The organism is Pseudarthrobacter sp. NamE5 (assembly GCF_005796225.1).
Taxonomy (GTDB): Bacteria; Actinomycetota; Actinomycetes; order Actinomycetales; family Micrococcaceae; genus Arthrobacter.
In genome coordinates this window covers 44419-55627 of sequence record NZ_VAHO01000021.1, presented here as the reverse complement: position 1 = coordinate 55627, position 11209 = coordinate 44419, and the positions used below count along the sequence as shown (strand labels likewise).

8 protein-coding genes and 1 tRNA gene are annotated in these 11209 nt (G+C 65.9%); 7 read left to right on the top strand and 2 right to left on the bottom strand.

The window, feature by feature from the left end; translation table 11 throughout:
• Window positions 1-88 precede the first annotated feature (88 nt).
• Together FDW84_RS18115 and FDW84_RS18110 are read right to left on the bottom strand one after the other, a co-directional pair.
• On the bottom strand, window positions 89-4651 hold the full coding sequence (locus tag FDW84_RS18115) for an ExeM/NucH family extracellular endonuclease (protein ID WP_138610877.1): 4563 nt from the start codon (window positions 4649-4651) through the stop codon (window positions 89-91).
• A gap of 407 nt (window positions 4652-5058) precedes the next feature.
• A tRNA-Ser gene (locus FDW84_RS18110) sits at window positions 5059-5146 on the bottom strand.
• A 107-nt stretch (window positions 5147-5253) separates the two neighbouring features.
• On the opposite strand from FDW84_RS18110, the gene FDW84_RS18105 reads away from it, so the two are divergent.
• The 7 genes from FDW84_RS18105 to FDW84_RS18075 all read left to right on the top strand — a co-directional run bounded on the left by FDW84_RS18105 (window position 5254) and on the right by FDW84_RS18075 (window position 11165).
• On the top strand, window positions 5254-6237 hold the full coding sequence (locus FDW84_RS18105) for an NAD(P)H-quinone oxidoreductase (RefSeq protein ID WP_138610876.1): 984 nt from the start codon (window positions 5254-5256) through the stop codon (window positions 6235-6237).
• Window positions 6238-6353: 116 nt separating this feature from the next.
• A complete protein-coding gene (locus FDW84_RS18100) occupies window positions 6354-6887 on the top strand; it encodes a PadR family transcriptional regulator (protein WP_138610875.1) in 534 nt (177 codons plus the stop codon).
• A 92-nt stretch (window positions 6888-6979) separates the two neighbouring features.
• Window positions 6980-7264 carry a DUF1540 domain-containing protein gene (locus FDW84_RS18095; protein ID WP_138610874.1) on the top strand — a complete coding sequence of 95 codons (285 nt, stop codon included), beginning with the start codon at window positions 6980-6982 and terminating at the stop codon, window positions 7262-7264.
• 232 nt (window positions 7265-7496) lie between these two features.
• Complete coding sequence (locus FDW84_RS18090; protein ID WP_138610873.1) at window positions 7497-9797, top strand: carbon starvation CstA family protein; 2301 nt, start codon at window positions 7497-7499, stop codon at window positions 9795-9797.
• Complete coding sequence (locus FDW84_RS18085; RefSeq protein WP_138610872.1) at window positions 9797-10000, top strand: YbdD/YjiX family protein; 204 nt, start codon at window positions 9797-9799, stop codon at window positions 9998-10000. The genes FDW84_RS18090 and FDW84_RS18085 overlap by 1 nt, the downstream gene beginning before the upstream one ends.
• A 78-nt stretch (window positions 10001-10078) precedes the next feature.
• A complete protein-coding gene (locus tag FDW84_RS18080; protein ID WP_138610871.1) occupies window positions 10079-10708 on the top strand; it encodes a bacterial proteasome activator family protein in 630 nt (209 codons plus the stop codon).
• A gap of 7 nt (window positions 10709-10715) precedes the next feature.
• Window positions 10716-11165, top strand: a complete 450-nt coding sequence (locus FDW84_RS18075) for a hypothetical protein (protein WP_138610870.1) — start codon at window positions 10716-10718, stop codon at window positions 11163-11165.
• Window positions 11166-11209: the final 44 nt, after the last annotated feature.

Sequence of the window (11209 nt, the reverse complement as noted above, 5' to 3'; positions counted from 1 at the left end):
ATTGTGAGAGAGCATTTGGAGAAAAGGCGCAGGAAGTGAGAGAGCGTCGGTGCCTGCTGCAGGCAGCCGGGACCCGGCGCTCAGCCCGTCAGCCGCGCAGGCAGGCCCGGTAGGCGGCCATGGCCTGGCCGTAGTTCCCCTGGCCAGCCACATCAGCGGGTCGGGCCGGCTTGACCGGCGCCGTGCACGCCGGTCCGGCCGAAACACTCGCCGCCACCTTCACGTCCACCGTGACCACGGTGCCGGACTCGGCAGCCGTTAGGACCAGGGTTCCGGTGCCTTCCGCAGCACCGGCCGGGACCGCCAGGTTCACAGCGGCCGCGCCGGAGGCCACCGGAGCTGTTCCCAGTTGGGTCAACGTACCCGCGGAGTCCGTGAACGTGACCGAAAGGCTCCTGTTCACGGGGCTGCCGAGCGACGTCAGGTCCAGCCTGGAAACTGCCAGCGTGATGGCTTCACCCGGCTTCACCTCGCCGGGCGTGCTGTTTGTGACAGCCACGGAACGGCGGGCGAAGTCCGGGGACACCGGGCTGCTTTCCTGCAGGTACCCGATCCAGGCGTCCCGGTCCACCAGGCCCGAATCGCGGGTGTTGGTGCCTTCGGTGAAGACCCGGAAGTTGTCGCCACCGGTAGCCAGGAAGCTGAACGTGCCCACCCGGTAGGACCTCACCGGATCAAGCAGCTCACCGTTCACCCGCACCGATGTGATGCGGTCCCCGGCAGGCCGGGCGGCGTCATACGTGTAGTTCACGTTCTTCGACAGGCCCAGCTGGAGGTAGGCGCGGCTGGGAACCGTGCCGTCCGCGTTGGTCTGCCATTGCTGTTCCAGCAGGGTCTTGAACTGGGCGCCGGTCAAGGACGTGGTCCAGAGGTTGTTCACGAACGGCAGCACGGCGTTGGCCTCGGCGTAGGTGATGGTTCCGTCCGGGGCGTAGTACAGCTCGTTCCGCAGTCCGCCGGGGTTGACCACGCCGATCTCGGCGCCGCCCAGTTCGGCCGGCTGCAGGGAGTCCAGCAGGGAATCAGCCACCAGGTTGCCCAGGGTGGACTCGCTGCCGCGGTCATCGCGCTTGGCAACACCCGCGGCGTCCGTGCTGAAGGCGGTGGTGATGTCCGCGGTGACGGCGCCCACCGGCTGGTTGCCGACGACGGCGGCGTCCGCGAGTGCCTTTTTCACGATTGCATCGACGACGGCAACGCGGGGGTAGGCAGCGACCAGGTCCGTGGCGGGGTCGGTGGTGCGCTTGACGTTGCCGGCCTTGTACGCAGTGACTTCCCTGGTGGCGGTGTCTACGGTCAGCTGGATCTGCCCTACGTTTTCGCCGTAGTTCCCGGTCTGCACGATGGGCCGGGTCTTGCCCTCAACTCCGGGGACAGGGGCGTCCCACGCGTACTCCTTGTGCGTGTGGCCGGTGAAGATGGCGTCGACGTCGGCGGACGTTTCGGTGACCAGCTTGGCAAAAGGCCCGCCGGCTGCCACTTCCTCGGTCAAAGTGGAGCCTTCCACGGTTCCCGACCCGGCGCCGTCGTGGTTTTCCACGATGATGACGTCGGCGAGGTTCTCCGCGGTGATTTTCGCGGCCGCCCGGTTGATGGCCTCTACGGGGTCGCCGAACTCAAGGTCGGCAACCCCCGCGGGAGTTACCAGGGAGGTTACCTCCTGGGTTACCGTGCCGATCACGGCCACCTTGATGCCGTTCATCTCCAGCACGGTGAACTCGGGCAGGACCGGCTGGGTGGTGCCTTTGGCGTAGACGTTCGCACCCAGGTAGGGGAACTTTGCGTTGGCACCGCCGGCGATGACGCGGTCGCGCAGGTCGGCCCAGCCGCCGTCGAATTCGTGGTTGCCCACGGCCGCGGCCCGAAGCTCCAAGGCGTTCAGCACGTCAATCGTGGGCTGGTCCTTTGCGACGGCGGAGGCAAACAGCGAGGCGCCGATGTTGTCGCCGGCGGAGAGGAATGCGGTGGCGCCGGGAGCGGCAGCCGCGCGGAGCTTCTCGATGGTGCCGGCGAACAGAACAGTGTTGGCGTCGATTCTGCCGTGGAAGTCGTTGATGCCAAGGAAGTTCAGGTCAACGGTGGCAGGGGCCGATTCCAGGTCCAGGCCCACAATAACGGGGTCGTGGTCGCTGGCGCGGTACTGGTCCGGCGCGTAGTAGTTGGTGGCGTTGTTGTTGTAGCGGCTGTACTCCAGGGCCACGGACTCAACAGAGTTGATGTTCCATATGTCCGCACCGGTGACGGCCGCGTCTGCGGCGGGGGAGGCGAGAATATGGTCCAGGGACCCCACCATCCCGCCGTACAGGTACGAGTGCTTGGCGGTGCCGTCGGCATTGCGCGCTTTCCCGTCCTGGTTGACGTAGCCGGCAGACGTGAAGACGTTGATCGGGTCTTCCTCGGCGTACGCATTGAAGTCGCCGATCAAAAACACCTTGTCGGTGCCTTTGGACTCCTGCAGGGAGGCGGCGAAATCCAGCAGCGACTTGGCCTGCGCGGTGCGGGCCAGGTTAGAGGCGCCCTGGCCCTGGTCAGTGTCCTCCGGTGAGGCGGCGGAGCCTTTGGATTTGAAGTGGTTGGCGATGGCGATGAACTCGGTGCCGGCGCCGCCGCCCACGGGCTTGAAGACCTGGGCCAGCGGCTTGCGGGCATTGGAAAAGGCCGCAGTGTCGTTGTGGATGACCGACTCACCCACCGGTTCGGCAACTGCCTTCTTGTAGATGAAGGCAGTGCGGATCATGTCCTCATCGCTCAGCGGCGGCGCATTTGCCGGTGACCGCACGTAGTCCCAGATGCCCGGGGTCTCGACGTTGAGGGCGGCAACGAGTTTGGCCAGCGCGTCGTCGCGGTTCTTTCCGAACTGCGCGGAGTTTTCAATCTCCATCAGGGTGACAACATCAGCTCCGGCCTTGGTGATCGCGGAAACGATCTTGTCCTGCTGCCGCTGGAAGTTCTCGGCATTGGCAGCACCGCGGGCATCACAGCCGCCGCGGACGGTGATCGGGTTGCCCTGGCGGTCCTCGTAGAAGGTGCAGCCGGTCAACTGGTCACCGGTGGTGGGGAAGTAGTTCAGCACATTGAACGAGGCGAGCTTGAGGCTGCCACCGACGGCGGCCGGAGCCTCAGTGCGGGTGGCGCCGAAGGACGCCGGCTGCACCGATGCCCTGTTGGCCTCGGTCAGGTGGGTCAGCGGCTGGAGCTTCCAGGCGTTGTTGGCGTAACCCAGCACCACGTCGGTGGTGAAGGTGACGGGGGAGCCCACCCTTACCGGGTCAGTGGTGCTCAGGTACGGGAGTACCTGGGCTTTGGTGGCGGCGTCCTTGAGGAAGTTGGTGCTGGAACCGTCGTCGAGCTTGATGCCGCGGGCGGCGTTTTCCGCTGCGACGGCGTTGTGCTCAGCCGAGCCGTACGGCGCGACGGCGGTGGGCTGGAACAGGGGGGAGGTTCCGCCTGCCAATCCAATCTCGCCGTACTGGTTGAGGCTGTAGTTGTCCGTGACAGTCATGGGACCCTGGGGAGCCAGCAGCATGCCTTCCAGGGATTCCCGGAAGGTCTCGTTGGCAGGCAGGGCGAAGGCGGTCGGCTTCACCTCGGGTGCTGCATCCGCCAGTTTGCTGAGGGAAGCGGCCGCTGTGACATTGAGCTGGGTCATTCCGTAGTACTCGGCCACTGACCCGGTCACCTGGACGAAGTCCCCCGGCTGGACCGAAGCCACAGTGGCGGGGGAGTAGACAAAGATGCCGTCCGACGCCGCATGGTTTGTGGCCGTGAGGTCACCGCCCGTGCCGGCGGTCTGCAGGTAGTAGCCGTTGAGGCCGCCCGTGGCGAAGACGGCGGTGACCTTGCCCGTGGTGGTTACCGTGGATCCGGCCAGGGGACTTGCGGTGCCCGTGCCCTGGATCTCGGCGATGGTCCTGGTGGCCGGGGCGGGGGCAGGATCAGGCGCAGGGTCCGGTGTGGGCCCCGGTGTGGGCTCCGGCGTGGTGGTGCCGGCACGCGATGTCGGGCTGATGGTGCTGCTGAGGCTGAAGTCCGCCTGGTTGCTGTTGCTGTCTGCGCCCCCTGCCCGGTTCAAACTCCTCGCGTCACCCGTGCCTGAAGGGCCGGCGGACGCAGCGGTTTCGAAAGTATTGGACGTGCCGTAGCCCAGCAGGTCGGCCACCCCTGCAGGCTCCACCTGTGAGCCGGTGGCCAGCGTGACGGCGGTGGGCTGCTTGGCGAGCACGATGGTGCCGGCCGTGCCGCTGAAGTTCAGCCCGGTGGCCACGAGATCCGGGGCTGGCAGGTCGGCGCCGCTGGTCCCGTTGCTTGCGCCCTGGACCAGGTAGTGCCCCTTCGCCGGGATGGTGCCGGACAGCGCAGCCATACTGGTGGGCGCTGAGGTCCCGTTGGCGGAGCGGTACTGGACCGACCATCCGTCCAGGGAGACCGAAGCGTCCGAAGAGTTGTACAGCTCCACGAACTTGTTCTTGTAGGCGGCGCCGCTGCTGCCGCCGCTGAGGTAGGCCTCATTGATGACGACCGGCGAAGTGTCTGCCGCGGCTGAGACCTCCGCGGCAGGATAGGCCGCCGCGGGAAGCACTGCCGCCGGAGCTCCTGCGAGCCCCGCGGACAGCACTGTGCCCAGCGCTAATTTCCAAGGTTTCTGATGCATCCGCTCTTACTTTCATAGGGGTGTCCCGGTGGGGGACCCGATGGAAGGCGTCCGGGTTGTACCGACGGACAGGGGCCCGGATCCTGCTCCTGGTCAAGTGGTGTTCCGGCACATCTCAACAGCGCTGAATGAACGCAGGGTTGATAGCGCGTGCATTCGGCGGGACGCTCCCCAGCGGAACGGGCCGCCCACCGGTCCGGAGCCCCAGTAGCCCGGTGCCGGTGATGCTGTCGGTGGTGGCCGGCGCACCCCGAGTGCCGGCCATCACAAAGAATACCGGCCGGTAGCTTGCGGGAAATGGGGCCGGCGGAAATTCGTCGGAAGAATTCACTTGCCAGGCATCGCCCCGGCTTGGAAGACGAAGGACCCCTGCGTGCCAGCATGCTGGCTCGCAGGGGTCCTGTTCGCGGAAGGTAAGAGATTCGAACTCTTGGTACGGGGTTACCGCACACTAGTTTTCAAGACTAGCTCCTTCGGCCGCTCGGACAACCTTCCTCACCCAGTAGTGTTTCATAGGCACTTGCCTGCAACAAAACAGAGGCCGGCAGGTGTCCGGTGCACACTGGTTGCACGCAGTATTCAGTCAGGAACGGGAGTGTTGCATGAAAGCCGTCTACATGTCGGAGCCGGGCGGCCCGGAAGTGTTGGAGGTCCGCGAGGTGGAGGCGCCGGCACCCGGTCCCGGCGAGGTGCTGATAGACGTCGTCGCAGCCGGCCTGAACCGCGCGGATGTGCAGCAGCGCAGGGGCTTTTACCCGCCCCCGCCAGGCGCATCGGAGATTCCCGGCCTGGAAGTATCCGGCCGGATTTCCGGCTTCGGGCCGGGTGTCACCAAGGCCTTCTCGCTCGGCGACAAAGTGGTGGCGCTGCTGGCTGGGGGCGGATACGCGCAGAAGGTTGCGGTTCCGGCTGAGCAGGTCCTGCGGGTGCCGGACGGCGTTGATCTGGTGACGGCCGCCGCCCTTCCGGAGGTGGCGGCCACTGTCTACTCCAACCTGGTGATGACGGCACAGCTGCAGGCGGGGGAGACCGTCCTGATCCATGGGGCAACGGGCGGAATCGGCACCTTGGCCATCCAGCTGGCCAAGGCATGGGGCGCCAAGGTGGCCACGACAGCCGGCTCCGACGAAAAGGTGAGCACCGCCAAAGCGTTCCTGGGCGCGGACATCGCCATCAACTACAGGGAGGAAGACTTTCCCGAGAGCCTCCGCCGCCAAAACGGAGGCAAAGGGGCGGACGTGATCCTCGACGTCGTAGGCGCCAAGTACCTCGCACAGAACGTGGACGCCCTGGCTGACTATGGCCGGCTGGTGGTGATCGGCCTGCAGGGCGGCACCAGGGGCGAGCTTGATCTGGGACAGCTGCTGAAAAAGCGCGCCGCCGTGGTGGCCACCGCCTTGCGCCCGAGACCGGTGGCGGAAAAGGGTGCCATCATGAACGCTGTCCGCGAGGCCGTCTGGCCGCTGGTCAGCGACGGAAGGATCCGGCCGCTGGTTGCCAAGACCTTCCCGCTGGACCAGGTTCGGGCCGCCCACCGGTATTTCGACACCGGCGAGCACGTGGGCAAGATCCTGCTCCTCATGTGACGTTCGACAGGCGGATGCCGGGTATTGCCCGTGTACGTTCCTCTGGACTAGGGTCGGGGCATACGCGGTATGCAGCAGCCGGGGGGTTGATGCCGGGCCGCCAGTCAAGGAGCGCCATGTCCATCCGCCATAGCCTCCTCGCCCTGCTCCAGGACCAGCCGCGCTACGGCTACCAGCTGCGGGTCGAGTTCGAGAGCCGCACCGGGGCCACCTGGCCGCTGAATATAGGTCAGGTGTACACCACACTGGACCGGCTGGAACGTGACGCGCTGGTCAGGAAAGAGGGTGGCGACGGCGGCGGCCACGTGGTCTACAGCATCACCGAAGCGGGCAGGGCCGAGGTGGGGAGCTGGTTCGGGACGCCGGTGGAGCGGAGCAGCCCGCCGCGGAACGAACTCGCCATCAAGCTGGCGCTCGCCGTCACGCTTCCGGGGGTGGACGTGCAGGAGACCATCCAGGCCCAGCGCGTGGCGTCACTCCGGGCGCTGCAGGAGTACACCAGGGCCCGCCGGGATGCCACCGCCAGCCAGCGGTCCGGAGACATGGCATCGCTGCTGGCCCTTGATTCGCTGATATTCCAGACGGAAGCGGAGATCCGCTGGCTGGATCTTTGTGAAGCCAGGACGGTCCAGCAGGCGCAGGGGAAATAGGCAACACAATTGGGTCTTTTCGATTGCTGCCGTCGGGCCTACCGTGGGTTCAAGGCCGTCCGCCCGGGCGGCGGAACTCACGGAGGAAGCACATGACATCGCACGTCGCGGACTGCAGCGTAACCACCTGCTCCTTTAACGATCACACGAACTGCAATGCCGCCGCCATCACTGTGGGCGGCGCCGAAAACCATGCACACTGCGCCACGTTCATCGAGACCGGCATCCACGGCGGGCTACCCAAGGTGCTGGCCGACGTCGGAGCCTGCCAGCGTTCCGAGTGCGTCCACAATGACCACCTGATGTGCAAGGCCCCTGAGGTGCATGTCGGTCCGGGCGCAGACAACGCCGACTGCCTGACCTACTCACACGCATAAAAAGCAGGGGCATACCCTCCCTTTCCCAGGAAAGAAGGCCTCCGCCCGGCCCCCCGGACGGAGGCCTTCTCTCTGTCCAAGGGGTTCCGCCCCACCCTCCCGTGTCATTCGTCGCCGCTTCTCCTCCGTTCACCGCACGTCCCGGTTCCGCCGGCACAAACCCTCTGGAATGGGAGCCCGGATAGGTAAGCTTGCTTAGCAAGGGGAATTGCACTCATCTCAAGGAGGAGACATGGCCGGAACGCCTGATCATCGGAATGGTTCAGTCCGGAGGGAGGGTGCCGTGGCCACGGATCCGGCCCTTCCCCCTGCAGCCGTGGATGAGGAAGTCCGGGAGGCTGAAGAGAAGAAGTGGACGCCGGGCAAGATCGCACTCTGGGCCGCAATCGCACTGCTCGGCGGCGTGGCCTGGTTCATGCTCGCGATCATCCGCGGCGAGACCGTGAATGCCATCTGGTTCGTGTTCGCCTCCGTCTGCACCTACCTGATCGGCTACCGCTTCTACTCCAAAGTGATCGAGCGGTATATCACCAAGCCCGATGACCGCCGCGCCACCCCCGCGGAGTACAAGGCGGACGGCAAGGACTACGTCCGGACGGACCGGAACGTCCTGTTCGGCCACCACTTCGCCGCCATCGCCGGCGCAGGGCCTCTGGTGGGTCCTGTGCTTGCCGCACAGATGGGTTACCTGCCCGGCACAATCTGGATCATCATCGGCGTCGTCCTCGCCGGTGCCGTGCAGGACTACCTGGTGATGTTCTTCTCCATGCGCCGCGGCGGGCGTTCCCTCGGCCAGATGGCCCGTGAAGAGCTCGGCGTCGTCGGCGGTACTGCCGCCCTCATCGCCACACTGCTGATCATGGTGATCATCGTCGCCATCCTCGCGCTGGTCGTCGTCAATGCCCTGGGCGAGAGCCCCTGGGGTGTCTTCTCCGTGGGCATGACCATCCCCATCGCCCTGTTCATGGGTGTCTACCTCCGCTACCTGCGGCCCGGCAAGATCCTGGAGGTCTCGCTCATCGGGTTTGTGCTGCTGATGGCGGCCATCGTCGGCGGCGGAATTGTGGCCGAAACCTCCTGGGGTGCGGACATCTTCAGCCTGGACCGGGTGACCATCGCCTGGGGCATCATCATTTACGGCTTCATCGCAGCCATCCTGCCCGTGTGGCTGCTCCTTGCGCCCCGTGACTACCTGTCCACCTTCATGAAGATCGGCGTGATCGTGATGCTCGCGGTGGCCATTATTGCGGTCCGCCCGGAGATCAACGTCCCGGCCTTCAGCGAATTCGCCAGCAGGGAGAACGGTCCGGTGTTCCCGGGTGCCCTGTTCCCATTCCTGTTCGTCACCATCGCCTGCGGCGCCCTGTCCGGCTTCCATGCGCTCATCTCCTCGGGCACCACGCCGAAGCTGGTGGAGAAGGAACGCCAGACCCGTTTCATCGGCTACGGCGGGATGCTGATGGAGTCCTTCGTGGCCATCATGGCCCTGGTCGCTGCAATCTCCATCGACCGCGGCCTCTACTTCGCCATGAACTCACCGGCAGCGCTGACCGGTGGAACGGTGGAAACCGCGGCCACTTGGGTCAACAGCCTGGGCCTGGCCGGAGTGAACATCAGCCCTGACCTGCTGTCCCAGACCGCCGCGAACGTGGGTGAGGAAAGCATCGTCTCCCGCACCGGCGGCGCACCCACGCTTGCCCTGGGCCTGGCCCACATCATGCAGCAGTTCATCGGCGGCACCGCCATGATGGCGTTCTGGTACCACTTCGCCATCATGTTCGAAGCCCTTTTCATCCTCACGGCAGTGGACGCCGGCACCCGCGTTGCCCGGTTCATGCTGCAGGACTCCATTGGCAACTTCGTCCCCAAGTTCAGGGAGCACTCCTGGCGGCCAGGTGCCTGGCTTTGCACCGCGATCATGGTCGGGGCCTGGGGCGCCGTGCTGCTGATGGGCGTCACCGACCCGCTGGGCGGTATCAACACCCTGTTCCCGCTGTTCGGCATCGCCAACCAGTTGCTCGCGGCCATTGCCCTGTCCGTCTGCCTGGCCATCGTGGCCAAGCGCGGCACGTTCAAGTACCTGTGGATTGTGGCACTGCCGCTGACGTTCGCCGCAGTGGTCACCATTACTGCGAGCTACCAAAAGATCTTCTCGCCCACCCCGGCGGTGGGTTACTTTGCCAACAACGCAGCATTCAGCAAGGCACTTGCAGAGGGCAAGACCGAATTCGGCACAGCAAAGACCGTCACCGCGATGGAAGCCGTAGTCCGGAACACCGCCATCCAGGGCTGGCTGTCCGTCATCTTCGTCGTCCTGAGCATCATTGTGATCGCGACGGCGGTGCTCGCCACGGTCAAGGCGTTCCGCAACAGGGCGGCCGGCATCGCAGTCCAGGACAACGAGGACCCGGCCCGGCCGTCACGGGTCTTCGCCCCTGCCGGGCTGGTCCCGACTCCTGCCGAGCGCCAGCTCCTGGCGGAATGGGAAAAGGTCCCGGCCGAGCTCCGGTTCGAGCGGGCAGGGCACCACTGATGAGCACCGGACTTGCAGCGCTCTCCAGCAGGTTCAAAGGCTTAGCACTGTACCTCGGTGGCGTCATGGGCGCGGACGCGTACGCCAAATACCTGGAGCACCACCGCCTGGCCGGGCACCAGGATCCGCCGCTCGGAGAGCGGGAGTTCTGGCGTGACCGGACTGACCGGCAGGACAGCAACCCGCAGGGCCGGTGCTGCTGATTGAGCCCGCAGCGTACAAGCGTGTCCGCCGGGTTCCTGGGTGGACCCTCGACGGATCGCTCATGAGAGTATGAACGCATGAGCGATCCGAAAGACACCCAGGCATCTGAGGACCTCCCCGTAGAAGGTACCCCCATCGACGACAGCCAGGCGCCCGTTGCGGCGCAGCCGGCCCGGCAGAATGGTGCCAAGAAGGGCAGCAACCTCCAGGACCTGGTGGATGAACCAGCCAAGGTGATGCGGATCGGCACCATGATCCGGCAGCTCCTTGAGGAGGTGAAGTCCGCCCCACTGGATGACGCGGCCCGGGAACGGCTTGCCGAAATCCACGAGCGTTCCATCAAGGAGCTCGAAGACGGGCTCGCTCCCGAACTGGTGGAGGAACTGACCCGGATCAGCCTTCCCTTTTCCGACGAGGCCACACCGTCCGATGCGGAGCTCCGCATAGCTCAGGCGCAGCTGGTGGGCTGGCTCGAGGGCCTCTTCCACGGCATTCAAACGGCGATCGCGGCCCAGCACGCAGCCCGTGAGCATGCCGCCGCGCAGCTGCAGCTCCGCCAGTTGCCGCCCGGCACCATGATTGCGCCAGGCGTAGTCATGGGGGAGAACGGCGAGCCACAGCGTGCCACCGCGGGCCCCCGCCCCGGTGCTCCCGCGCAGCAGGGCCGGCGTGACGACCACGACCACGGTCCCGGACAGTACTTGTAGGGTGCGCTTGGGCTTTTTCAGCGCTGCCAGGCAGGGGCGCAAGGACGACGCGGAACTGGGAAAGGGGCTGTGGCGCCGCGCGCACGACCGCTTCCAGCGGGGACTTGACCGGTTCCACCAGGTGCTGGAAGGCGTGGAAGACGACCAGCTGTATGACGAACTGGTGGAGATTGCCAACGACCTTGCCGTCCTGCTGGAACGGGTGAGGGCTGTTTGCGTGGAAGCGCAGCGGCGCTCGCCCAGCGAGGGCCTGGATATCCCGGTTGCCCTGTCCGGCGTGCACCGCGCACTGTCCAAAGCCGGAAACTCGCTCGCCACTACGGCCGAAGCTGCTGCCATGCTGCGGCTTGCCGTAGGTCCCGTGCCGGTAGGGGCGGCATCCGTCAGGCGGCGGGCGGAGGCAGTTTTCCAGCAGGTGGCCGAGGCCGAGCGGCACCTCCATGAGGAGGCTTCCTAGATGCCCTTCCAGAAATTCCCGGTTAAGCGCCTGGCTTAGTCGGG

What these genes read in the sequence shown, in the direction of transcription:
- FDW84_RS18115 (WP_138610877.1), bottom strand. Translation starts at nt 4,651, where the DNA reads ATGCATCAGAAACCTTGGAAATTAGCGCTGGGCACAGTGCTGTCCGCG.
- FDW84_RS18105 (WP_138610876.1), top strand. Translation starts at nt 5,254, where the DNA reads ATGAAAGCCGTCTACATGTCGGAGCCGGGCGGCCCGGAAGTGTTGGAG.
- FDW84_RS18100 (WP_138610875.1), top strand. Translation starts at nt 6,354, where the DNA reads ATGTCCATCCGCCATAGCCTCCTCGCCCTGCTCCAGGACCAGCCGCGC.
- FDW84_RS18095 (WP_138610874.1), top strand. Translation starts at nt 6,980, where the DNA reads ATGACATCGCACGTCGCGGACTGCAGCGTAACCACCTGCTCCTTTAAC.
- FDW84_RS18090 (WP_138610873.1), top strand. Translation starts at nt 7,497, where the DNA reads ATGGCCGGAACGCCTGATCATCGGAATGGTTCAGTCCGGAGGGAGGGT.
- FDW84_RS18085 (WP_138610872.1), top strand. Translation starts at nt 9,797, where the DNA reads ATGAGCACCGGACTTGCAGCGCTCTCCAGCAGGTTCAAAGGCTTAGCA.
- FDW84_RS18080 (WP_138610871.1), top strand. Translation starts at nt 10,079, where the DNA reads ATGAGCGATCCGAAAGACACCCAGGCATCTGAGGACCTCCCCGTAGAA.